Source organism: Pseudomonas sp. W2Aug9 (assembly GCF_023127755.1).
GTDB classification, from domain to species: Bacteria; Pseudomonadota; Gammaproteobacteria; order Pseudomonadales; family Pseudomonadaceae; genus Aquipseudomonas; species Aquipseudomonas synxantha_A.
The window spans coordinates 18,397-44,343 of the sequence record NZ_SPKL01000035.1 but is presented as its reverse complement, the minus strand read 5'-3'; the positions used below and the strand labels follow the sequence as shown (position 1 = coordinate 44,343).

Sequence of the window (25,947 nt, the reverse complement as noted above, 5' to 3'; positions counted from 1 at the left end):
CCTCTGGCATCTGGGGCACTCATGCACATCTCCTCCGGCCGCTGGGTCTACGGCTTTTTCCTGACCCTGCTGACCGCGTTTCTGTGGGGCATCCTTCCGGTCAAGCTCAAGCAAGTGCTGCAAGTGATGGACCCGATCACCGTCACCTGGTTTCGCCTCACGGTGGCCGGTACTTGCCTGTTTGTCTATCTGGCTGCCACCAAGCGCTTGCCCAGCCGTAAAGTGCTCGGCCCCAGGGGCGGCTGGCTGGTGGGCATGGCGGTGTGCGGCCTGGTCGGCAACTACGTGCTGTATCTGGTTGGGCTGAAAATGCTCAGCCCAGGCACCGCGCAGCTGGTAGTGCAGATGGGCCCGATCTTTCTGATGGTAGCCAGTGTGTTTGTGTTCAAGGAGCGCTTCAGCCTGGGGCAGGGTGTGGGGCTGGTGGTACTGATTATCGGCTTTGGTTTGTTCTTCAACCAACGCCTGGTGGAGTTGCTGACGTCCATGGGCACCTACACCGCCGGTGTGCTGACGATCCTGCTCGCCACCACCATCTGGGTGTTCTATGCATTGGGGCAGAAGCAGTTGCTGACAGTGTGGAATTCGTTGCAGGTGATGATGGTGATCTACCTGTCGTGCGCGGTGTTGCTCACGCCGTGGGCGCATCCGCTGGAGGCGTTGCAGTTGAGCCCGCTGCAAGGATGGCTGCTGCTGGCGTGTTGCATGAATACGCTGGTGGCCTACGGCGCATTTGCCGAAGCCCTGGCGCATTGGGAAGCCTCGCGGGTCAGTGCGACCCTGGCGTTGACGCCGTTGGTGACCTTTGTGGCGGTGGCCTTGGCGGCCTGGCTGTGGCCTGACTATGTGCAGGCCGAAGAGATCAATGCCTTGGGGTATGTGGGGGCGCTGGTGGTGGTGACGGGGTCGGCGATGGTGGCGTTGGCGCCTTCGCTGCTCGCCGGGCTCAGGGCCCGGCGGCTGCGGATATCGGTTTAAGCGCCGAGCATGTTTTCCGGGCGGACCCACTGGTCGAACTCGGCGTCGGTGAGGTAGCCGAGTTCCAGCGCGGCTTCGCGCAGTGTCAGCCCTTCGGCGTAAGCCTTCTTGGCGATCTCTGCCGACTTGTCGTAGCCGATATGCGGGTTGAGCGCGGTGACCAGCATCAGCCCGCGTTCCAGGTGTTCGGCCATTTGCGCGGCGTCGGGCTCAAGACCCGCGATGCAATGCTCCTGGAAGTTGTTGCAGCCATCGGCCAGCAGGCGGATCGACTCCAGCAGGTTGTGAATGATCACCGGTTTGTACACGTTCAACTGCAAGTGCCCTTGGCTGGCGGCCATGCCGATGGTCACGTCGTTGCCCAATACCTGGCAGGCCAGCATCGACAGCGCTTCGCACTGTGTGGGGTTGACCTTGCCGGGCATGATCGAACTGCCCGGTTCGTTGGCCGGCAACTTCACTTCGGCCAGCCCTGTGCGTGGGCCGGAACCCAGCAGGCGCAGGTCGTTGGCGATTTTCATCAGGGCCACGGCCAGGGTTTTCAGCGCGCCGTGCAAGGTGACCAGCGGTTCATGGCCGGAGAGGGCGGCGAATTTGTTCGGTGCGGTCACGAAGGGCAAGCCCGACAGCGCCGCCAGTTCGGAGGCAATCGCCTCGCCGAAGCCATGGGGTGCGTTGAGCCCGGTGCCGACAGCAGTGCCGCCTTGGGCCAGCTCGCACACGGCGGGCAGGGCGCTGCGGATCGCGCGCTCGGCGTAATCGAGCTGGGCGATAAACGCCGACAGCTCCTGGCCGAAGGTGATCGGCGTGGCGTCCATCATGTGGGTGCGGCCGGTCTTGACCAGCTTCATATGCCGCGCGGCCAGTTCCGCCAGGCCACCGGACAGCGTCGCGATAGCAGGCAGCAGTTGCTGGTGCACCGCTTGCACCGCAGCAATGCTCATGGCGGTTGGGAAGCAGTCGTTGGAGCTTTGGGAGCGGTTCACATGGTCGTTGGGGTGTACCGGGCTTTTACCGCCCCGATTGTTGCCGGCCAGTTCGTTGGCGCGGCCGGCGATCACTTCGTTGGCGTTCATGTTGCTCTGGGTGCCACTGCCGGTCTGCCAGACCACCAGCGGGAACTGGTCGTCATGCTGGCCGTCGAGGATTTCGTCGGCAGCCTGTTCGATCAGCCGGGCGATATCGGCGGGCAGGTCGCCGTTACGGTCATTGACCCGGGCGGCGGCCTTCTTGATCAGGGCCAGGGCATGCAATACCGCCAGCGGCATACGCTGCTCGCCAATCGCAAAATTGACCAGCGAGCGCTGGGTTTGCGCGCCCCAATAGGCATCATCAGGGACCTGTACTTCTCCCAGGCTGTCGGTTTCGATACGGCTCATCGGGCACCCTCCTTATCCAGTCGTGATTGGTCAGTTTAGGCCCTGGCGGCTGCCGTGGGTTCCCTAAATCCGCATTTGTGCCATTGCGCCCCGCAAAACCAGGGCCTGCGTGGGGTGGGGTTGAGCCGCGAGGTTTTTTAGGCGCAGAATGGGCGCCCTTGGGGTCTTACCTCGCCTGCTAGAAAAGGAAACTCGATGACTCGTCTTCGTGCCATCTGTACCGCGGTTGCTCTGGTTTGCGCCAGCGGCCAGGTTTTTGCCGATACCGCCAGCCACAACGCCAGTGCCGAAGCCTTCCTTACCCTGGCCCACGCTGACAAGCTGGGGACCCCGGTGTACATGCAAGTGCAGCAAATGTTCGCCCAGCGTTTCGAACAGACCAAGGCGCCTGCCGCCAAGCAGTCCGTACTGGACAGCTACCAGGCCAAGGCCAACGCGGCCCTGGACCAGGCCATCGGTTGGCCGAAGCTCAAGCCCGATATGGTCAAGCTCTACACCACCAACTTCAGCGAATCCGAGCTCAAGGACCTGGTAGCGTTCTACCAGTCGCCACTGGGCAAGAAAGTCCTGGAAAAAATGCCGCAGCTGACCCAGCAATCGGCCCAGATGACCCAGGCCAAACTGGAAAGCGCCGTACCGGTGGTGAACAAGCTGTTGGAAGACATGACCAATGAGCTGGCGCCAAAAGGTGCCGCACCGGCCAAGAAGAAGTAAGCAGCAATGACCATGCAACAGCGTATCGAAACGGCGCTCGCCGCCCTGGGGCCGGAACACTTGAGTGTGCTGGATGAAAGCCACATGCACAGCCGTGGGTTGCAGACCCACTTCAAGGCCGTGCTGGTCAGCCCGCAGTTCGAAGGGCTCAACCGCGTCAAGCGCCACCAGAAGGTCTACGCCACCCTGGGTGACCTGATGAGCGAATTTCATGCGTTGGCGCTGCATACCTACACGCCTGAGGAATGGGCGAAAATCGACGCAGCCCCGGCCTCGCCGACCTGCGCCGGCGGGCACTGAAAACCTTTGAGGCCAGCAGGTGCCAAGCCTGCTGGTCTCGACAGGTAGTGCCAGAATCTGGTTACACAAGGCTACTTTTTATACCCCTTTATCGAGGCCGGTACCTCTAGGATTTGTTGACCTTAGTGCAAAACAGGTCATGAATTCATGTCTAACGCCCTACATCGAAATACGCCTACCTTGACGGCCATTGACCCTCGCGGGTTAGCCGTGCGCACTGTGCAGTATCATCGTGCAACGCTCGCGGACTCCCCTCAGGCGCGGGTCAATCGCCAGGTGTTGAGTGCCAGTGGTTTTTTGCTTGAACAGTGGGACCCACGTCAGTTCGCCCTTGGCTCGACCGGGGTGGCGGCGCAATCGAACCTTTACAGCCTGTCGGGTGAAACCGTGCGAACCCAGAGTATGGATGCCGGTTGGCGTTTGGTCATGTACGGTGCAGCGCGGCAGCGGTTGCACAGCTGGGACTCGCGCGGCGCCCTTCAAGCGTTTCACTATGACCATTTGCTGCGCCCTGTGGCGGTGTTCGAACAATCTGCAGAGGACCCGTCACCCCGTTGTGTCGAGCGTATGACGTACGCGCCCGCAATCTCGGCCGAGGTCGTCGGCAATCGCTGTGGACGGTTGATTCGCCATGCGGACCCGGCGGGTGTGCTGCTGGTGGAGGCGTACGCGATCGATCAACGCGTCATCAAGCAAACCAGACGGTTTCGCGCCGATATTGCTCTGGTCGACTGGCCAAACAGCGATGAGGCACAGGATCTGCTAACGGAACGCCAGGCCTATACCACCACCTGGCGTTACGATGCGCTGGGTGCAATGCTGGAGCAGATCGATGCCAAGGGCAACCGCCTACAGTGGCGCTATGGGCAACAGGGCTGGGTGTTGGAAATGCTGCTGATCTTCAAGACCGGCGAGCGCCAAGTGTTGATGAATCAGCGGGTATACAACGCCAGCGGCCAAGTCGTGTCCGAGCGGGCGGGCAATAACGTTACCAAAGTCGCCCGTTACGCCGAGCACGACGGTCGTTTGCAGCAACTTGAGGTGTACCGCCAAGGGCAGGCCGGCACGCCGCTGCAGCAGCTGGTATATGAGTACGATCCGGTCGGCAACATCCTCAGCCTCAGCGACCTGGCGCAACCGACTCGATGGCACAGCAACACCCGGATTGATGCGGTTAATCGCTACCAGTACGACACGCTTTATCAGTTGATCCAGGCCAGCGGTCGGGAAAATAGCGCCAATGCCGGGGGCCGGGCTTTGCCAACGCAGGTGCAGTTCGGGGCGACGGATCAGGGGCTCTGGCGCAATTACACCCAGCATTATGCCTATGATGGTGCGGGCAATCTGACGCGCCTTCGACACGTGCCCTCCAGCGGCACAGGCTATACCCGCGAAATGCAAGTGGCGGCGCTCACGAACCGCGCCGTGCCCGTAGCGCAAGGGCGGCAGGTTCAATGGGATGGGGCGTTCGATGCCAATGGCAATCAGTTGTCGCTCGACGGCACACAGCAGGCGGCCTGGAATGTGCGCAATCAATTGACCTACACCACCCAGGTACAGCGTGAGAACGGTGACCCTGACGTGGAGAGTTACCTGTATGACAGTCAAGGCCTGCGCGCACTCAAGGTTCGCAGCCGTGAGGCTCGTGCAAAACCTTACACCCAGGAAACCTATTACCTGCCGGGCCTGCAAGTACACAAGCAAAGGGCACAGCGCTTCAATGTGCTGGACATTGATACGGGCGGTGGGCGAGTCACCGTGGTGCAATGGGAGTCGGGCAAACCCAGCGAGATGAGTACCCACTCACTGCGATTCAGCATTCTGGATCACCTCAAGAGCTGTGCGCTGGAACTGGACGAGCAGGCTCGCTTGTTGAGCCAGGAGCATTACTATCCTTATGGCGCAACGGCGTGGTGGGCAACCAGCAATATCGTTCGGGGGCACCCTAAGATTCGCCGTTACTCCGACAAGGAACGCGACGCCACGGGCCTGTACTACTACGGTGCGCGTTATTACGCACCGTGGTTGCAGCGCTGGATAAGCCCGGACCCGATGGGCGATGTGGACGGCTTGAACCTGTATGCGATGGCCCGGGGCAATCCCGTAGGGTTCAGGGATGCCGATGGCACGCAAACGACGTTTGGCGAGCAATTCCAACCCGGTCGAGGCGATATTCTCTTTGGCTTGGCCGCGACGGTTGCTGCCTACAGGAGTTTCTGGTCGAAGCTGAGCGCGCGCGGGGATGCGATGGTGGCCTATTTTTCAGGCGCGGAACTGCAGCGCTGGACTGCCGGGCTGGCGCCTCCCGTTCGCGCCTTCTCTGCATTTCGCAACGTGAATGCGGAGCTATTCAGCGACTTGACGCAAGATCCACATGACCCAGCGAAAGCTAACGAACTCAAGGCCGAGCTCATTGAGCAGCTTTCGGTCGGCGTCCGGCCGTTTTACGAGGGCATTGTTTCGAAATATTCAGGTTGTACGTCAACTTCCTGCAACCAGCAATTCGCGAGGAGGTTTGTCAGTGATCTTGCCGCAGGCAGGTATTCACTCGAGGCGACGGCTCGCCAACACGTTGGCACAGACCTATTGGCCATTCAGCAAAAAATCGTCACTCGAAGCAGCAAATCGGCTTTGGAAACCTTGACTAGCCCGCAAAGTGCGGCGATGGTCCATTTCGCTCTCGACAATTTGGACATAGGAGCCGTCGTCAGCAAGCAAGGGGTATCTGCCACGGCCTCCGAGCTGCGCTGGCTTTATCGGCATCGTCTGCAACTGGCAGGCCGCGTGACGTTCTATCGACACCAACAACGGGTCGACGCGCCTTGGGAGTCAAACGCGTCCGCTTGGCGTCGCTACAAGCCCAGCCGTCCGAGGGTGTCAGGGCGGGCGGCACGCTGACACGTGAGCGGGTCGGGGCGATGCCAGTAACTGGATACACAAAAGCATCCTCCAGCACCACCTTTCTCATCCCCTCATCCCTAGGCTCTCAGGACTACTTGTTCAGCAATAAGGTCCTGAGGTCATGTCTGATTCCATCCATCGAAACACGCCGTCCCTGGTCGCAGTCGACCCGCGTGGGTTAATTGTTCGTAACATCGATTACCACCGTTCAAGCACAGAGGTTGAACCGCAGATGCGCATTCATCGTCAGGTGTATGGCAGTACGGGCTTGATGATTGAACAGTGGGACCCACGTTTGTTGCAGTTGTCACGCTCACAGCCTGACACCGCGCCCAATCAACGCACGGTCTATAGCCTTGGTGGACAAGCGTTGCGCACCGACAGCGTGGATGCCGGCTGGCGGCTGACGCTGATGGGGGAGGCTGGGCAGTTACTGGAAGAATGGGATGGGCGGGGCGCTCACCAGGCTCATCGCTACGATCAATATCTGCGGCCGGTGGCGGTCTTCGAGCAGGCGGCCAGTGACGGGCAAGCGTTGTGCGTCGAGCGTCTTGCCTATGCTGCATCTTCGAACGAAGAGGCGGCGCGCAACCGCTGCGGCCGGGTGGTTCGCCACGATGACGGCGGCGGCTCGTTGTTCCACGAGCGGTATGGGGTGCACGCAGAAGTTGCTCAGCAGACCCGACGCTTCCGGCAGGCGGATGCCGCGCTGGATTGGCCGCAGCTCGATGCACAACGCGAGCTGCGCCTGGAGCCCGAGAGATTCCAGACATCCATTGGGTTCAACGCGCTGGGTGAGCGCCTGCATCACACGGACGCCAAGGGCAATCGCTTCGACTACGCCTACGGCATTGACGGCCAGCCGGCGAGCATCTTTGTGACGCCCAGGGGCGGCGAGCGTACGCAGGTACTGGGCCAGCGGCACTATAACGCAGCGGGTCAGGTGCTCAGCGAACGCGCCGGCAACGGCGTTGTGCGTGCCATGCACTACCGTGAATTCGATGGTCGCTTGCGGCAAATGACTGCCCATCTGCCCGCGCGACCGGGCGCAGCGCTGCAAGACCTGCGCTACGAGTATGACGGCGTTGGCAACGTCGTGCGGATCGATGACCTTGCCCAGCCGACGCAATGGTCCAGCAACACCCGAATCAGTTCGACCAGCCTTTATGAGTACGACACGTTATCGCAACTGACCAAGGCCACCGGCCGCGAAACCGCCGGCAACACTGGAGGCCCGGCGTTACCAGCGAGTGTGACGTTCGGCTCGACTGACGACAGCGTATGGCGTCGCTACACCCAGCGGTTCAGCTATGACGCCGCCGGAAATATGCTTGAGTTGCAACATGTGCCCAGCAGCGGCACGGGCTTCACGCGGCAGATGAGCGTCGCCGCGGGCAGCAATCATTTTTTGCCGCAGGCCGATGGCAAGACTGCGCCGGGGTTGGGCCAGGGCTTTGACCGCAATGGCAATCTGCAAGCGTCGGCAGGCGATCACAAGATGGGCTGGGATGTGCGCAATCAACTGGTGCGCCTCACGCAGGTGCGGCGCGAGGGCGGCAACGACGATGAAGAACGTTACGCCTACGATGCCACGGGCCAGCGCATCCTCAAGCGCCGGGTCTCCCAGGCCCGGGGCGTGCTGCATAGGGCCGAGGTGCGCTACTTGCCGGGGCTGGAAATACGGCATGACAGCGCAACGGGTGAGCAGCTGAATGTACTCAACCTTGATGCCGGTACGACCACGGTGCGCGTCCTGCTTTGGGATCGCCACCCTTCGGGGGGGCGCCAGGACGCGCAGATCCGTTACGGCTTGTCGGACCACTTGGGCAGCAGCAGCCTGGAACTGGGTGAGCAGGCGCAACTGCTCAGCCAGGAAAGTTATTACCCCTACGGCGGGACTGCCTGGTGGGCGGCGAAGAATGCCAGCGAGGCGAGTTACAGGTTCATCCGTTACTCGGGCAAGGAGCGCGATGCCAGTGGGTTGTCTTACTACGGCTTCAGGTATTACGCACCGTGGTTATGCCGATGGATCAGCCCGGACCCGATTGGCGATGCCGATGGTTTGAATCTGTACGCCATGGTTGGCGGTAATCCGGTTAGCAAGGTCGATGCGCAAGGGCTGGCTGCCACACCGGCTTTGGAGGAGTCGCAGGATAAACAAATACGCAGGCTTTCCATCAGCCGCAGGCTCGCGAATATAGGCAGGGTTATGCGCCCGAGGATACAACCGGCCTCGGCGGCAGCGATTCGCGATGGTTTATCCACCTATATCGCCAATGCAATTGCGACGGGCGTCGATCTGGCGGTCTTCAGTACCGTCCAGCCCACGGCACAACGCAACCAAATCTTGCGCCTTACCGTTGCGGTGCTGGATGCAGTGTCCACGGCACATATGAGCACCGGTATCGCCGGTAACTGGACGCGATATGCGCCACAGATCGGTGCTATTTTTGCAGGTGCCGCGGGTATGGGGTATGCCATGCATGGCGACTCGATAGGTGATCAAGCCGAGCACAGCTGGGACCCGGTGGCGGTCCAGCGGTTGGGCGGACATGTGCGCGCGCTCTCCAGAGAACTGGTGCAGCAGGTCCTTCGTGGGCACGGTACCGGCATCTCCTGGGGCAGCACGCCCCTGCGCGGCAGGGTCACGCGCACCGCCGGAGCGACGGCCGCCTATGCCCTTGCTACCGTGGCCAACGCTGTTTATGGCGGGGAAGTGCCTGCGCTGATGCAACCCAATGTCTCACCTGCAATAGAAGCCTACGATGGGGCGATGGGAACGATGATGCGTGGCGGTCACCGGACCGCCGTCCACGATCCCCATGGCCAAACCGTACAGCTGCCGGATCCTGTCGCGACGGCGCACGGTGGGCTGAGCAGAATGTTCAATCAGGTGTGGACGCACTGGGCCGCGTCCGGTGTCGAGGCATTGGCCGTTGCGCTGACGGGCCTGCCACAGGCCGCTCAAGGCCGGACCACTCGAACAATTGTCATGGCGGCCCGCGGCGTGATTGCATCATTGACCGAATGGCGCGGCTTTTTCGTAACGTTTGCCAGGCGCGGGTATACAACCTTGGCGTCGCGATGGGGCGCAGCCCGGCGATCCTGACAAGAACATGAATGGGTCGTCGCTGCGGCCCATTCAACATCCCAGTCGGCTTCAAGGCTGCCTTTGCAGGCAAGCCACACACACATTTGAACGGCTCACGTTGGAGGGGCCAGACCGCTACAGGTCTGGCGCAGGAGCAAAAGTTCTGTAGATACCCAGGTCTTTAGGGGGTATCAGTCAGTATGTTGTCGGAGTTCAGCTCTGCATAAGTGTCGTTTTCGTCCTCATTGACGGTGTACCAGGCCCAATAGGTGTTACGCCGCATAAATCCTCCTGCGGTCAGTGTCTTTGTCGGGCGCCCGAGAGGGTCGTAGAACTGTTGGTCGCTGTGGCCCAACTCGCGCATGGATTGATCATTGACGTAGGTGTGCTTGTCGGCGAAGTAGGGGCGGTAGACGCGAATGACCAAGCCCTTGTTGTTGTATTCGACACGCTCGCTGATGCGCCAGCGGGGGTCGGCTTGCACTTGGCGCAGCTGTTTCTTCAAAGTGGCGTTTGCATCCGGCAGTTCGTCGACCAACAGGTTGCCCTTGTCGTCGACCGCATGGGCCGGGCCTGGTTCGGTCTTCTGCTTGGTCTGCAATGAGCGGCCGAAGCCATCCCAGCAGGTCAGGGTCATGCGAATCTGTTGTTCGGCATCGCCGGGGTAGCGGTCAGCTTGCAATATGAGCCCATGTACCGGCGTACGGCTGGCCTCATCGATCAACGCCTTGAGTTGTTTTGCACTGTCACTGAGGGGCTGGCGAGCACCACTCAGCCGCGATCGCGCGCTCATGCGGATATGCCCGCCGGGGAGCAGATACCCCTTGGTAATCCACTCGGGCTTGACCAGAGCCAAGTCGATGCTGCCCATCCAACTGAAAGGCGCGTAGCAGTGCGCGCTGGCCATGTCTTGCAGCACGCTTTGCGCCTGTTCGATGGCCAATGCGGGCGTTACATTTTTGCGCGGGCGGTAGCTTTCCAGGGCGGCGAAGCCCACTCTGAGGCTTTGTTCGTGGCCGTAAAAGGTGTTGGCGAGTAACTGCCCAAAACCGTCATAAAGCGCTTCTTGAATAGTGCCATTGGGGTCGACGATTTTTATCGGCAGCAGCAATCGATAGTCGTATTCGGCCTTGGTTACACAATCGTCGGGCATTTTTACGCGCACGGTTTGCAACGTGTAGGGGTCATAGGTGAGCTTTGTTTCGCCATGGGCCTCGGTGGCCCGCAGCGCCCTTATCCGATAAAACTGGGTGGCCTTGCCATAGCGGGGAAAGTGCCGGCGAATCGACCACAGTCGGTTTTCCTTGGGCGGCACCTCGCCCTCGAATAGAAAAAACAACTCCATGGTGTGATAGCCGCTGTCGGTGAGCTTTTGCACCAGGTCCACCTTGGGTTGGTTGGGCATGGCCGGAATGTCGTTGTAGGCACTTATGGCCTGGTCATCCAGCTCGGCGATTTCCAGATAGTCAGTCAATGCCTGGACGGTGGCGACGCCAGGCTCCAGGGTTTTACCGGAGCTACCGGCCTGCCGGTAGTACTGCAGCGACAAGCCGCTCAGGGTGCGGCTGGCCCCTGCGGCCAACGGCCCGACGCTGGTATCGATGAACACCTCATAGGCGATACGCGCAGGGTCCAGCCCGCCAGGCGCCGGCGCCTTGCCGAGCACCAGGGCGTTGTCTCGTTGGCGGTAGGGCAAGGCCAGGCACCACTGCTGTGCGTCGTCCAGATGAATGGGCTGCGCCAGCGTTTCGCTCAGGTAATAGAATTGTTGCGCGTTGTCATGGGTATCGTGCCACCAGCGCTGCTGGTGCTCATCCACCAGCACGGCGGGCGGCGGGCTGTCGGTGGTGGTACGGCGGGCATAATGCAGGGTCACGCTATGCACCAGGTAACCATAGGCATCCCAGCGCAGATTGATCTGGTGCTGGCAGACGGGATCGTTTTCCACGCCTTCATATTGATAGCTGATCGACTCCAGCGCTAATGGCAGCAACCGGGGGTAGGGCGTATGAGCACTGGCGGGGGCCAGTTCACGGACCAGATACCGCTGGTGTTTGACCGAGTAGGGCACGGCGTCTTGCGCCGGGTCTGCTGCCATCACTTCGACCCGCAGCACCGCGCCACTGAGTGCACGGGCCACGTCGCGTGCCAGCGCCGGTGCGGGGTCGCTGATCAAGTCGTCATGATGATCCAGCGGTTGTGCCCCAGCTGTCCCCCTGTAGCGGCTGACCAGCGTGCGGCCGGGAGCCTTGGCGTTCGGGTCGTGAGTGCTCTGGCCGAGGCAGGGCATGTCAAGGGATCGCCCGGTATGAAACCAGGTTTTGCTGAGCACGGGAGCGCTTGAACCCGGCGCGTGAGGGGCGTCTTTGCGGCTGTCGGTGTCGGTTTGCAGCAACAGCCCAAAGCCACGAAACTTGCGGTCCACACGGTCGTAATAAGCCTGACGATAGCTCACGCGCTGGGTCAGCTGGTTGCCGGTAATTTCGTCTCGTTGGGTTTGTTGGCTGGCCAGCAGCAGCGCAAAGGGTAACTGGCTGATAGCGGGCTGGCCCTTGGCATGCAGCTCGCGTTTTTCGTCCAGCCACTCCTGGGCGCTGCTGCGATATTTGATCGCCGCCTGGGCGCCCATGTTGTTGTCGGTGCGTATGAGCAGCCAGGGCTTGTGGCTGAAAAAGTCGTAGCGCCAATGGATGGGGGTCTGGTGGGCGGCGGTCAGGATCAGGCTAGGGCAGCCCCGGCCGCTCACGTCGACGATGTTGACCTGGCAGTGGTCGTCATACTGCACACCCTCTGGCCACGGGACCTTGATCGCCTGCGCCTCGAAACCGTTGCCGCCTTTATTGAGGAAAATCCACAGGTGGGCGGCGCTCAAATACAGCAAGTCCGTAGCGCCACCTCCATTGAGGTCGACGAGCAGTACATTGGCCGGCTTGAACGTTTCATAACGCAGTGGCAACGTAGCCAACACAAACCCTCGGGCAAAGCGGCCTCGACCCAGGTTCGGCCAACATTTCACTTCGTCATGCCGGATACGCACCAGATGCTGTTGGCCCGTGGCGAGTACATCGCTGAACGCCACCAGCTCGTTAGGCGAGGCGGAAACGATCGGCAAGACGTCATCGAGCTTATGAGGCACCTCAATGGCGGGTTCGAAGCCTTTTCTTCGGCGATTGGCATACAGGCGTACGCTACGGGGGCCGATCATGGCAACGTCAGGGCGTCCCGTCCCCATCAAGTCGGCGAGGATGCCCTGGGGGTGGAAGAACTCCGAGGGGAATGCATCGAACGACGTATAGGCTGACCAGTTACGCTGTTCATCCAGGCTGAAAAAGCCATTCATTCCTGGGTGGGCAACCAGCCAGTCCAAACGGCCATCGCCGTCCACATCGGCCAGCGCCTGGTGGATGGGCCGGCTGCTGTCGGCGACCGGCACCCGCGCCAACTCCTGGGCCGCGCCGTAAATCACCTCGTCGCTGGTTTTCGTGTGCTGCGGCCTGAGCGGTTCACGGTAGTACCAACTCTTGTCAGCGCGATACAACACACCCGGTATGCCTTCGCCATACAGATCGACCAGTTGATAGCGATCGCTGTCATGCAGCCCGGGCAGCGAACTGAAGGGCTTATAGCCGCTCTTGTCTACCTTGAGCTGGCTCGATTGGTAAAAACACTCCAGCGGCGGGCGGCTCACACTATTGCCCGAGCTGTCGAAGGCCTGCTCATGGACCCCAATCAACAGGCTGACATGGGTGGGCGCGCGGTATTCCAGCAGCAGACGTTTGACCAGCACCGGGTCGGTGCCCATTTGCGCTTCCTTGGGGAAGTGGTGAAACATCAGAATCTGGTTGCAACAGCGCAGGGTGCGTAGCTCGAAGCCGAACGAAAAATCCGAGCAAGGATCGGGTCGTGTCGGCCACTCCCGGATTTTCTGATACGTCGGCCGCTTATCCAGCTCAAGGTCACGTTCGCCATAGTCAAAGAGCAACTGAAAGTGCCAGCCCATGCCCGGCTCATCGTCGGTCTTCCAAAGGTAGAGTTGTTCCTGCTCCTCGGCGGTGAAGTTGCCGTAGCAGACGCGCTCCAGGTAACGCTGGGCTCGACAGTCCCTCGGGTAGCGTGAGGAGTCAGTTTCTTTTTTGTAGTGATAATAAATGTGTTCGCCGTGGGTATTCAGGCTTTCCTGCAACAACCATTGCGCCACATGGTGCGGGTGGTCCGGATCGGCAATTCGGGCCAATGGGGTCTTCCCGTAAAAGTGCTGACTGCCATCGGCACTTTGTATCAACCAGAAGCCTGCAGCATCGGTTGCCGAGTGCCAGTGCTCGATACGGTCGAAATGGCTCTCGACCCGGGGAAAGTACCGGGTGGCCGTGTAGGCGATGGTCAGTGGCAAACCATTGAAGGAGGTCGCGGCGCGGCTGACGATCGCACCTTCGGCGTCGCGTTCGGGTAGCCATATTTGCGCGTCGGGGCCCACCAGTACGTCGTGCTCCGTGTAGGCCGGCACACCATGGGAGGTACGCCGGCTGACAGCCGGCAGGGGTATCCCCCAACCCAATCCGAAGGGGCCGTTGCCAGCGCCGCTGTGATAGGCCAGCGACATGGCCGGCGCGTAACCGCGCGCGGGAGAGATCGGCAAGGGAATCTCAAAGGTGGCCATACCGCTGGCGCCGACATCGCCCCAGCCTTTGCCGGTGCCTTGAATGGCACCGCCGCCTTTGGGCAGGGCCGGGGTATTGACTTGGAGGTTGGGCGTATCGTCGTTCATACCTTACCCCCGCTGGCAACTGGCACCCTGGCGGTGTAACGCAGGTGAATGACGATATCGTTGATTGATTGGAGTACGGCTTCTTGCCGGCTGTGATTGGGGAATTCCAGGGTCCAGTTGGAGATGGCCCCGGTGTATTCGAAGGGCAAGTAGCGATCGTGGCTCTCGAAGTTGAGGGTGAACAGGCCGTTGTCATCCAGGCCGGTGGACAGTGCGATTTGCTGATGGGCACGCATGTCGCGGCGACGCTCGCCTGCGGGCAATACGATTTCGTTATGGGTTTGGGTCAGTATCGCCTTGATGTCCTCATAGGGGCCTAGCGTCGCGGGCAACGACACGCTGATGCCTTTTATTCGCCGCAGGATGTGGTGGGGGTAATCCTCTTCAAACAGAGCCTCGGGCAACTTGAAGCACAACGTGCCGTTATCGACCAGTTGTCGTTTATGCTCGGCCCATGTGTTTTGTGTACTCGATGATTGAGTGCCGGTTGTGTCTGTTGTGGGTGTGGAGACTTTGCAATCGATCATGCGATGACGCAGGGAGATGGTCTTGACGATCTCCAGGTCCCGCACGTTCTGGTCCACATAGGCCGCATTCATCTTCAACAGCGACAGCTTCAGGGCCTCACCCGCCAGGTAGCCGCGGTAGTTGTTGTTCCAGGCACCGGGCTGGATAAACGTGCTCGCATAGTCTGCGACTTCGTACTGCCAGCACGCTTGCGCGGTGCGGCACAGGGAAAGGCTAAGGTCATAGACTTGGTAGTAGAACTTGCTCAGTTGTACATTGAGCCAGTCATACAGTTGTGCCCTGGTAAAGCGCTTGGCCAGCAATTGATAGTTCGACCAGGCCTGGGCCAGGGAGGTCTCGGCCAGGCGTAATTGCAGGCGCGTGGCTTTTTCCTGCTCGGCATAGGCTTGTAACTGGGCATCGACCTGTGCCAATTCGAGTCGGGCCTGATCCTGGGCATGCGCCCACTCTTGCTCCCGACGGTTGAATTGCTCGGAACGGTCCAGGTCTGCGGCAGTGCCCCGCAACACTGTCGCGACGCCTTGAGCCAAGGCTTGGGCTGCATAAAACGGGCCCTCCCAGCGCGACCCGCCGGTACTCGTACCGAAGATGTTCGGCGCGATCATCGCGATGCCGGCCGCTGCGGCGGCGGCGGAACCTGCGGCCTCGAATCCGCTACTGATCAGGTAGAGTTGGCCTGCGTGTGCTTCTGCGGGGCTGATGCCTTCGGTGAGCAGGCGTTCGTAGTGGCGCATCCGGGATTCGATCATGCTACGACTGGCGCCGAGTGCCTGGCGGTTTTTCTCGTCGAGCAACAATGCCTGGTGTTGTTGGGTGACGACGATATTGGCCAAGTCCCAGGCTTGTTGTTGCTGCAACTCCAGGTATTCAGCCTGTTCCTTGCGCTCAATCAGGCTCAGCACCGTGTTGCCGAATTGAATCACCGCCTCGGTTGCCGTGAGCGCGTGGCCCAGCATGATCTGGAAGCGATAATGGCCGACTTGCGCGTCAATGAACGGCGCCGCGCCTCCTTCGCCGAAGGCACCGCTGCTGCGGCTGGCCAACAGTTTCAGAGGTGAGAGCGGGGTTGCGTACAGCGACAGGCGCAAGGGTTTGCCAGTGATATCGAGATTGTAGCGCAGGTTATGCAGGCGACTTTCGAGCTTGTCCCAGCGCGCCACCAGATCGGTATTGAAGGGTAGGCACAGATTATCGGTGTCCGTGAGCGAAGCCAGTGCGGTGCTTTCGGTCGCAGGGTTGACATTGATTGGTGGGTTTTCTTGCTCCAGTTCTACCAGGGCTTTAGAGCGGCTCGTCGTCAAACTTTCGAGGGTGATTTCATCCCACGGTTCAGTGGTGGTGACGCGGGGGCGTGGCCCGAGAAAGTGATTGGCTCGCGTGTACCAGAGTTTGGCCTGGGTCAGGCTGTCGGGGGTGAGTTGCCGATAGGCTGCATCGCCACGATTGAGCAGTATGTCGAGATAAAGCAGGTAGATTGCTTTGCGAAAATGCACCGGTGAGCGAATCGCCAGTTTATGTGGGTCGTGAGTGACTGAACCGGGGAGCGGACCCGTACGAACGAGCTCGTTGAACCCCCAAAATGCAGGGCGCTCGCTGGCCGTATCGGCCAATCGCCCTGGGTCGAAGATGTGTTTGAGCCAGGCTTGGGCTTCGACATACTGCTGCTCCTGATTCAGGCGGTGGGCAACCAGCCAGGGCACGTACAAGAACAGCTCCCAGAAGTACTTGCCGTGAGCCCCGTTAAAGTCAATGTCCTCTGCTGCTCCACCTGGCGTGAGTGGAGGTTCTTGCCACGTTTTCGGCGTTAACGAAAACAAATGCTCAAGGCTGACATTGGCCGCTTTGACCAGATTGCCGGCAAAACAGGTATTCATGCGAAGGCGGGGGGGCGTGTCGGCAGGCGGGGTTGAGGTGCTCGTTGGGAAATCAATAAATTCGGCGGTGCCGAGTTTTTCCGACGTCTGTCTTTTGATCGTCGGCGCCAGTTGTTGATTGAGCGTTGTGTCAGAGGTGGAAGGGGCCAGCTTCAAGGTGGTCGCTTTCAGGGTATAGCCGAGAATTGTCGAGCCGTCTTCTTTGGCAGGCTCAAGCGTCACCACCCCGTGTATCAGGGTAATGCCCGACGTTATTTCCTCCGTGGTCACTGGAATCCGCGCCGTGACCCGATGGCCGCTGGGTAATTCGGGTTTTGATCCGGTGAGGCTTTCGTGGACAGTGTCCTGATAGTTGATGATTTGATGCGAGTTGGCATTGATTTTTTCGGTGAATGGATAGTCTGTAAAATTGGCTCTCATAATGATGTGCTTATAGGCACGTAAATTAGATGTGCGCACGTTGGGCCTTTTGATGGTCAACGTATTTTGTGCGTGCAGCGACGTCTTTTTGTTTGCGTCTGGGTATTTGCTGTAGCGGTCAAGGGCGACCTGGATGGAGTTTTTTGTACTTGTGTATAAACTGATGAACGCATTCTTGTCGATATAATGATCTTCGAGTGAGACGGTGTTCCCGTCTTTGGACTTGGCGTTAATGAGTAACCCGTTTTTGATATGTACAGCGTTGGGGAACTCGTCATGCGTGGCCGTGTTTTTAAAATAAATAGCGTAAAAATCAGTTTTTAACGCGTCTGTTGGGCCGGTAATTTTAGACTCGCTGGTCAGTTTGAGCTGAGTGGCTTTCGGATCATCCAGTGCGTCGTCTACCATCAGTATGATGCTAATGTCCTTAGGGGCTTCTTTTGTTAATGTGACGCTGTACGATTGCCGGAAATTTTGATTGAGGGTGGAAGTAAATACGAGTTCATTGGTGTTTGAATCAAAAGAGACGTCACTTGTTTCTGGGTTTTTTATTTTTTCTCGATTTTTTCCAAAGTTCCAATGGTTGTTGTCTTCGGTAATCGTTTCTTCCCTGGGGGAAATCGAGTGCTTGTTTGGGGGTGTCACCTTGAACTGCAAGTTACCTTGGTTTTTATGAGCAAAGAACGTGAGGTATTGCCGGGCGGTGTCAGGCAGCAACTCACTGTAGTACCCACTCACGCTTTGATCTTTGCCTTGAACGACAGTCTGCACTTTTGTCTTCTGCGATGGATCGAAGTGTTCCAGGAGTCGGTTTATCTCTTCGTCCACCTGTGAGCCGGTCAGCACGCTGTAGCGCTCGGGGCTGCCACCATCGGCGATGGTGGTGATGTTGAAGGACTGGTCGACGTGGACAGCCTGGAAAAATTTGCCAATAAAGTTCTCCTGCTGTTTGGGGTCTTTACGGCTGGTGGCCAGCACACTTAAAAACAGTACCGGGGGGCCGTTACTGTCGACGATAGCTACCGTCTGCGTAATGGTTTTCAGAAAGGCAGAGGTCAATGTATTGACGTCTTCGGTAGCGCAGTGCTCCTCGATGCAGGCTTTGGGTGCGCTCCAACTGCCATCGTGCTTTTTATAAGAAAAATTGAGGCGAAACTTGACGTAGCGGCTGTTGATCCATTCGGTCAGCTGTTTTTTTTCCTCTGAATCCGTTTGCGCCGGTGGGACGGAACTGGTGGGGGCGGGTTTGATGCATTCGGCCCAGATGAAAAATAACCGGTTATTGAAGTACACCGGCCGGATACTTTGCTCGGCGGTGGCGTCGGAGACCGACAAGTTGATTCTCTCCCAGTCTGACCAGGCGTCCTGAAAAAGTACCGAGCCTGCGCGCTTGGACAGGTCGAGGGAGCGCCAGTAATAGGTGTTTTCGGAACTCGATTTACCGACGAAGTAATAGGTGCCGCTATGCAGCTTGCTCAAGTCGGCGTCGATATAACCGTTGATCGTGCGTATGTTGGCGGTTTCCTCGAACCTGGCCAGGTAATTGTGAACCGCCGTGGTGACGGTATCCGCTTGAATTCGATACTGGCTCAGGTCGTTTTCCAACTGTTCAAAACTGTCGGTCTTGTCACGCCGTAATGTCGGGTCCAAGTAGTTGGCGGGGTGATAGTGCAACTGTTGGTTGGCGTTCCAGAGAGCGTAGGTGTGCAACTGTTCGCGCCATAACGTGTCCTGTTGCGCGGTCATGCCCTGCTTTTCATAGCCCGGTTCCAGGCCGAGTTGGATGCGCGTGATGTACTGCTGCAGGCTGGAGATGGCACAGGCTACCGGGCTGGTCGGTACGGCTTGGCTGACTTGTACGTCGAGCAGCCAGTATTCGTAAAGATCGTCGGCATGGGTGATCTTTTCCTTTAAATCGGTAGGTACCTTGTAGGTCAGGTAGTACGCGAGCATGGCGTCGCGCAGGCTTTCATTGAGCTGTTGATTAAGCGAGTGAGACATGATCAATCCTTGAGCAGGTCGAATGTGAGTAGGGTGTGAATGGGTTATGAATACGCACTTGTGATCGCCTCGCCGACGCTCTTCCAGTCAGCAAATGTAGAGTCGGCTTTCAGTTCGCTGGCTTTGATCAGCATGTTGGCAGGCAGGCCTGTGTCGATGCTGGCTTGGCGGCAGCGCAGCACCCAGTCCAGGCGCATCATTGAGGTAATGCGTGGAGGTCTCAGTTTGTCGCAGAAGACGTCGATTTCACTGGCATTCCAACCTAAAAGTTGAGCGAGACGCTCGTTCGTTTCTTCACTGGTGTTTTGCGTAGCGCCGTTGGGCAAGGTATTGGCGTGTTCGAAGTAGTCGAGCAGTTGCTCTTCCGTCAGGCCGCAGTGGTGTAGGCAATGTTTGAACTGCTGCATGAGGTAGAGGTTGTACGGGGTGAGTTCAAGTAACGAAGACATCTTGTACTTGCTCGCGAGCCAGTGCGGATTGACCAGGAACTGGTGAAGTGCTTGTGGGCTGAGGGGCAGTTGCAGAATATCGGCGGCGTGAGGTAACCGCAGTATCAGATAACTGAGCGTTTGCAGCGGCGAAGCAGCGGGGGCATATAAACGCAGGAAATGGTGGTCATTGTCGTATTTTTGATAGCCGTTGGTATTGCTTGGTTCATGGAGGACGGCTTGGGTGATTTCTTTAAGGCGTAGATATAAAGCCCACAACTCATCACGCACCTTGCCCAGCAGTGTGTTGAGTGTAGATTTCGCTTGGTTGATCAAATGTGTCGTACGTACAGGCATAGTGCTGATTTCAACGGAGGAGAGCACTTGATCGAGCGCCATCTCGATGCTGTTATTGGGACGCATCCGTTGCAGCGCCGCATAGGCCAAGGATTCCCAGTCAACGGCGGGTAAACGAACTGTTTCGTCATCGGGTTGCTGAGGAAGATCAAGCCGGTGCAACGCTTCGGAAAGAGACGCTTGGTCATAGCTGGCGAACTCCTTCAATAGCTGATTGATGATCGGGTCCTGGGCCTGGCGATCCAGCAATAGCTGGCGGCTGAGCAGCGCCAGGCTGCTGCCGTTTTCTTTAAACCAACGGCTGGCCCACTCCAGGTGCATGAGCATGTCGAGGAAGTCAGTCGTGCCCTTCGGTTTGTTGCGTAACGTTGGGTTGCGCAGCTGCATGAGAAAGTTCGCATTCCCGAGCATTTGCACCAACTGTCGGCATTCCACGACCGATAACCCGAACAGGCGAGCGACTCTCGCTTGCCGATAGATCTCGCTGACCGTCTCGATCGTACGGGTTGCAGGTTTGTTGGGGGTGATCAGTAGTTGAAGCGAATCCTGGGTGTCTTGCAGGCCCAACCCAGCGCAGAGCTGTTGCCGGGTGGTACCGTCGAACGTAGCGCTGTCCAGATACAGGGGGGGCAGGGCGGAACCCGTGCGATTGAACACCTGGTCGAACAATGACACGCGGTCGCCTGAGGCATGGACGGGTAACTGATGAAGCAGGGCGGCAAATTCTTCGGCTTGCAACGTGTAGCGTTTGCTCAAATAGCAAAAGACCCCCAGCGACCGGAGGGTGTTATGGGTGATCAGCAGCGTGCTGTTGCGATGGCCTTCGCAGCGCATGGCGCTGACTATCAGGGTGTCCAATTGCGCGAAAGGCAGGCCGAGCCAGCGCTGTAGACGAATCATGCGTTGCAGCCTGTCGAAGCGCTCAAGGCTAACGTGGGTCAGCTTGGCGTTGTCCAGGCTGATAGCGGGTGTGGTCGTGCCGTTGATGTAACACGCACCGTAGGTGAGGCCGGGGTTTTGCTTGCAGTTAGGCGATTGGCGCGGTGACTGAGTCTGTTGTGCAAGCAGCGCCTGAAGTTGGTCGGCATCCAGTTGTGTATGGTTCAGAAAGTCAGTGAGTTCTGCCGGTCCGATCAGATCAGTCTTCCAGTTGTAATAGGCGTGATAGAACCCTTTCGCGCCCGCTTGGGTTACCAAGCTACTTTTCAGCATGTTCTGTTGTTGAGGGCTCAACCCCGATAACTGACACTGGACTTCGTTGTTCTGTTCGCCGACCTGCCCGTAAGTGCTGGTTTCTCCCGCCAGAGGCAATTGGCGACTGATGCGATAGTTCAACTCACCCAACGCCGGCTTGTCGCCCGACAGGCCCTGTTGGCATTGCTGATGGTGCAAATGATAGGGCAGAGAAAACGGATACCAGGTTTCACTCAGCACCTTATAGGTATCTTCTTCTTTGGCCGGCGCGATATTTTTGAGCAAGATCTGGTTGACGATCGACAACATGGGAACCTGGCCCGAAACGCTATGTTGGTTGATCACCTGGTCTTTGAGTTCCGGGCGTCGCTGCGACAGCTTGAGCGCGTTTGCGTCCTTGGTGTTTTCTTCCAGCTGCTGGGCGAACAAATAGAGCGCCCGCAGGTAGGCAGTCGGTGAGTCAACCGCTGCAATCGACGAACTGGAGCAGAACTGGTCCCACTTTTCCTTGAACAAGGCCTGGTAGGTTGCGCTGGTCTCGGGGGGGAGACTGCGTTTATTGCGCGGTGAAGAAGGGGGGGACGAGACTTGCTGTTCGCGAAATAGCGTTTCCAGTTGCGCGGCGGCGCTCTGGGCCTTGAGGTACACCGTGTGTGCATCGTCATCGTTGTACGTTGCCAGTTGCTCGGCAAAGGCGCTTTCGGACAATCGTACGATGTCCAATACCGAGTTGAGGTTGAGGCGCCGCAGGGCGGTCTTGAAATCGTCCCGACCGGGGGCGGGAGGACGTGAGTGATCAATCAGCTTGGCGAGCAAGGGGCTGCTGTCGGTTTGCATATTCATACGTTCCTTCACGCCCGCCGAGGGTGCCGGCGGGCAATGAAAAACGCTATCACGCAGGTTAACGGGGCCAGGTATAGGTATTTACAGGCGTCGTCGGTGCACGCCGGTTGAGGTGCCTATACACCGATACCACCTCTGTGCAAGACATGAGCCCTAGGCTTTTCTGACCATTGTGCAACTCAGGCCATGTGATTATGTCTGCTTCACTTCATCGAAATACGCCCTCGCTTGTAGCATTCGACCCCCGTGGGTTGACGGTCCGCAGTGTCGCTTATCTGCGCGCTACCCCCCAGGCTGCGCCGACGGCCCGTGTCAGGCGTCAAGTCTATGGGGCCAGCGGCCTGATGCTTGAGCAGTGGGACTCTCGCCTGCATACCCTTAAATCACGTGAACCATTGATCGAGGCGAATCAGGTGTCGGTGTACAGCCTGTCCGGGACGCTGATCCGCAACCACGATGTGGACGCCGGCATGCGGCTGATGCTGGTAGCGCCATCCGGGCAACTGTTGCAGGTCTGGGATGGTAGGGGGGGCTATCAGCGCCACGACTACGATGACTTGCAACGTCCGGTGGCGGTGTTCGAACAGGCTGCCGACGAAGAGCGACCCCGGTGTGTTGAACGCCTGGTATATGCCACCCCAACGTCTGAGCACCGCGCCCTTAACCGCGGTGGTCGTCTGGTGTGCCATGCCGACCCGGCTGGCACCCAAGTGTTCGAAGCGTATGGGATGAGCGGGCAAGTGCTTCGGCAGACGCGGCGATTTCGCGAGGCGCCGGGCGATGTTGACTGGCCGCTTGCTCAGGCCGATCAGGACGCGCAGTTGGACGGCGAGCGTTACACCACACGCTGGATATTTGATGCCCTCGGCGGCACGTTGGAACAGGTCGACGCCAAGGGTAATGGTCGGCAGTTTGCCTATGGGTTGGACGGACAGACGAAACATATTCACCTCGCCTTGAAAAGTGGCGCACGCAAAACCGTGATAGACCGCTACGTCTATAATGCCGCCGGTCAGGTGGAGACGGCCCGGTTGGGCAATGGCGTGAGCAGTCTGGCCGCCTATCGGCCCGAGGATGGCCGTATGAACCGGTTGATGGCGTACCGCCAAAATGAGCCGGCGGCGCCATTACAGGATTTGCGCTACGACTATGATCCCGTGGGAAATGTTTCGAAGCTGCGGGATCAGGCGCAACCGGCCCAATGGAGCCACAACACGCAAGTGAATGCCGCCTATTGCTATCAATACGACTCGCTGTACCAACTGACCCAGGCGACAGGCCGGGAAAGTACCGTCGCCGCCATCACCCCAGCACTGCCTGCGCGTATTTCGTTCGGTTCGACCGATGCCGGTTTATGTCGCAACTACACCCAGCATTATGCTTATGACGAGGGGGGCAACCTGACCCGGTTGCGGCATGTGCCGTCCAGTGGCGTCGGTTACACGCGCGACATGCAGGTCGCCAGTGGCAGCAACCGCGCGTTGTCTAGCGAGCATCCGGTTGGCGCGTTGGCGCAGGGTTTTGACGCCAATGGCAATCAGCAACGGCTGGGGCGTGGTGTAGCGATGGCGTGGAATGTGCGTAATCAGTTGTCCAGGGTCACGTCAGTTGTGCGCGACGGAGCTGACTCGGATGAGGAAGCTTATGTGTATGCAGGCGACGGCCAGCGTGTGCTCAAGCTCACTCACCAGCAGGTTGCCGGCAGTCGACAAACGGCGCGTGTCTATTACCTGCCAGGCCTGGAAATTCGCCAGTGGCCATTGCGTCGATTGAATGTGTTGCGCCTTGACGTAGCGCGCTGCGCGGTGGAGGTCTTGCAATGGGAGCTGGGACTTGATGAGGGGGCTGACGATGAAGCCCTGCGTTTCTGCCTGACCGATCAGCAGTCGAGCCATGGGTTGGAGTTGGGCGAAGAGGCCGAGTTATTGAGTCAGGAGAGTTATTTCCCGTATGGGGGGACAGCGTGGTGGGCATCGCGCAACGCGGTGGAGGGCAGTTACAAAACCCGTCGATATTCAGGCAAGGAGCGTGACGGCAGCGGTTTGTATTACTACGGTTTCCGCTATTACGCCCCATGGTTGCAGCGCTGGATAAGCCCCGACCCCGTTGGGGGAGGGACGCAGCTGAATCCTTATCTCATGGCGTTCAACAACCCGGTCACGTTCGTTGATTCAATGGGGTTGCAGCCTACCGACATGGAAAATCCTCAGATACAGGACGAAATCATACTCATCCTGGTTCTGGCCTTGCTGGGCCTGGGGGCGGGAGCGTTGCTGGGCGATGCGAGGGTGGGGGCTGCCGTGGGGGCTCTGGTGGGAGGCGGACTGGTTGGTACCGCCCACTTCATTAGCTATCAACGCATGCAGCCGCAGGCCCTGGCCAGCGCAGCACAACAACAGGAAGAAGATTTCGCCAGGGCCGTTTCGGAGACGGCGATCGCAGCGGCGGAGGATGCGGGGCTGAGTCACGAAGAAACGGAGCGGCTGGTGAATTTTGCCTACGCGCGCCGTCATGGTGAAGAAGGCATTACCCTTATGGTCCATCGGCATCAGGGGACCCTGCGTGGCTACGCGGGACCTGTGGACGAGTCGGGAGACGTCGTACGCGCACTGAGGGAGAGTCGTAACCCGATGCCTGAGTTGAAACGCATGGGCTATGGCGCGATAGTGCTGCGAAGTCCAGGACGTGATGCCGCTGGCGCGAGCGGCCAGCAGGCGGGGCCAAGTGCGTTCGAGGTTGGGGTGACGACACAGGTGGCTGGCTCAAGTCGCGCACGCGGTGGTCGGCAAGCACAGGCGCAGGTGCCGTTGGTGGCGCCGGCGGTAGCGAGAGCCGCTGCCCCGCAGATGGAGTTCGATACCGCGAGGCTTGTAGATACCCAACTATCGGGCCGCGAGCGCCGCAGTATTGCCCTTACCCTCAGCCACTTGCGTGAAGGGCGTTTCGGCGCGATTCATTGGCATGCTCACAGAGACCAACTATGGTCCGCTGATTTGCACGGCTACGCCGCTGCTCGTGGACGCGGTGCCTATCGTTTGATGTTCAGCCATCTCGGCGGCCAGCGTTACCGAGTGGAGGGGGTACGTAACCCACATCGCTGAGGACCTATCAGCGGCTGCGTGCCGATGCGATGGCGCCGCACTTTTGTTAGAATGCGCGCCGCGTCGCCTGACCGACGCCTTTTTGCATCCGGTTCACCCCTTACGAGGGTAGCCACCTGGAGAGAACACCCATGACTCAACCGATTGTTGTGGCGGCACTGTATAAGTTCGTCACCCTCGAAGATTACGTCGCCCTGCGCGAGCCACTGCTGCAGGCGATGGTCGACAACGGCATCAAAGGCACCTTGCTGATCGCCGAAGAAGGCATCAACGGCACCGTTTCCGGCAGCCGCGAAGGTATCGATGGCCTGATGGCCTGGCTGAAAAAAGACCCGCGCATGGTCGACATCGACCACAAGGAATCCTACTGCGACGACCAGCCGTTCTATCGAACCAAGGTCAAGCTCAAGAAAGAGATCGTGACCCTGGGCGTCGAAGGTGTTGACCCGAACAAAAAAGTCGGCACCTACGTCGACCCGCAAGACTGGAACGCGCTGATCAGCGATCCTGAAGTGCTGTTGATCGACACCCGTAACGATTATGAGGTGTCAATCGGTACCTTTGAGGGCGCAATCGACCCAAAGACCACCAGTTTTCGCGAATTTCCTGACTATATCAAAGCCAACTTCGACCCGGCCAAGCACAAGAAAGTCGCCATGTTCTGCACCGGCGGCATTCGCTGCGAGAAGGCGTCGAGCTATATGCTCAGCGAAGGCTTTGATGAGGTTTATCACCTCAAGGGCGGGATCCTGAAGTACCTCGAAGAGGTGCCCCAGGAAGAAACCAAATGGCAGGGCGACTGCTTTGTGTTCGACAATCGCGTGACCGTGCGCCACGACTTGAGCGAAGGCGACTACGATCAATGTCATGCCTGCCGCACACCAGTGAGCGTAGAAGATCGCGCCTCTGAGCATTATGTGGCTGGCATCAGTTGCCCCCATTGCTGGGATAAGCTGCCGGAGAAGACCCGTCGCAGCGCGATCGACCGGCAGAAGCAGATCGAGCTGGCCAAGGCCCGCAACATGCCGCACCCGATTGGTTTCAACTACAAGCAAACTCCTTCCGAGGCCTGA

General features: G+C 59.0%; 11 protein-coding genes. 7 read left to right on the top strand and 4 right to left on the bottom strand.

The window, feature by feature from the left end:
* The first annotated feature begins 21 nt into the window (after window positions 1-21).
* A complete protein-coding gene (locus E3O56_RS20975) occupies window positions 22-978 on the top strand; it encodes a DMT family transporter (protein WP_032880154.1) in 957 nt (318 codons plus the stop codon).
* Here the strand turns inward: E3O56_RS20975 and E3O56_RS20970 are convergent.
* Entirely contained in the window at window positions 975-2,357 is a 1,383-nt protein-coding gene (locus tag E3O56_RS20970) for a class II fumarate hydratase (protein ID WP_032880155.1), read from the bottom strand. The genes E3O56_RS20975 and E3O56_RS20970 overlap by 4 nt on opposite strands.
* A 195-nt stretch (window positions 2,358-2,552) precedes the next feature.
* Here E3O56_RS20970 and E3O56_RS20965 point away from each other — a divergent pair, with 195 nt between their 5' ends.
* From E3O56_RS20965 to E3O56_RS20950, 4 genes are all read left to right on the top strand, one after another.
* Window positions 2,553-3,071 (top strand): DUF2059 domain-containing protein, encoded by a 519-nt coding sequence (locus E3O56_RS20965; RefSeq protein ID WP_032880156.1) that lies wholly within the window; start codon window positions 2,553-2,555, stop codon window positions 3,069-3,071.
* 6 nt (window positions 3,072-3,077) lie between these two features.
* Entirely contained in the window at window positions 3,078-3,371 is a 294-nt protein-coding gene (locus E3O56_RS20960) for a BolA family protein (protein WP_032880157.1), read from the top strand.
* A gap of 210 nt (window positions 3,372-3,581) precedes the next feature.
* Window positions 3,582-6,269 (top strand): RHS repeat-associated core domain-containing protein, encoded by a 2,688-nt coding sequence (locus E3O56_RS20955; protein WP_248128941.1) that lies wholly within the window; start codon window positions 3,582-3,584, stop codon window positions 6,267-6,269.
* Between the two features lie 124 nt (window positions 6,270-6,393).
* Entirely contained in the window at window positions 6,394-9,381 is a 2,988-nt protein-coding gene (locus tag E3O56_RS20950) for an RHS repeat-associated core domain-containing protein (protein WP_248128940.1), read from the top strand.
* A gap of 163 nt (window positions 9,382-9,544) precedes the next feature.
* Here E3O56_RS20950 and E3O56_RS20945 read toward each other — a convergent pair whose 3' ends face one another.
* From E3O56_RS20945 to E3O56_RS20935, 3 genes are read right to left on the bottom strand one after another with little or no spacing between them, the layout of a single operon-like run.
* Complete coding sequence (locus E3O56_RS20945; protein ID WP_248128939.1) at window positions 9,545-14,128, bottom strand: SpvB/TcaC N-terminal domain-containing protein; 4,584 nt, start codon at window positions 14,126-14,128, stop codon at window positions 9,545-9,547.
* A complete protein-coding gene (locus E3O56_RS20940; RefSeq protein WP_248128938.1) occupies window positions 14,125-18,951 on the bottom strand; it encodes a neuraminidase-like domain-containing protein in 4,827 nt (1,608 codons plus the stop codon). The genes E3O56_RS20945 and E3O56_RS20940 overlap by 4 nt, the downstream gene beginning before the upstream one ends.
* A gap of 44 nt (window positions 18,952-18,995) precedes the next feature.
* Window positions 18,996-21,767: a Tc toxin subunit A gene (locus E3O56_RS20935; protein WP_248128937.1), complete on the bottom strand. Its 2,772-nt coding sequence runs from the start codon at window positions 21,765-21,767 to the stop codon at window positions 18,996-18,998.
* A gap of 200 nt (window positions 21,768-21,967) precedes the next feature.
* On the opposite strand from E3O56_RS20935, the gene E3O56_RS20930 reads away from it, so the two are divergent.
* Both E3O56_RS20930 and E3O56_RS20925 read left to right on the top strand, forming a co-directional pair.
* Window positions 21,968-24,874 (top strand): RHS repeat-associated core domain-containing protein, encoded by a 2,907-nt coding sequence (locus E3O56_RS20930; protein ID WP_248128936.1) that lies wholly within the window; start codon window positions 21,968-21,970, stop codon window positions 24,872-24,874.
* 131 nt (window positions 24,875-25,005) lie between these two features.
* Window positions 25,006-25,947, top strand: a complete 942-nt coding sequence (locus E3O56_RS20925; protein ID WP_078821910.1) for a rhodanese-related sulfurtransferase — start codon at window positions 25,006-25,008, stop codon at window positions 25,945-25,947.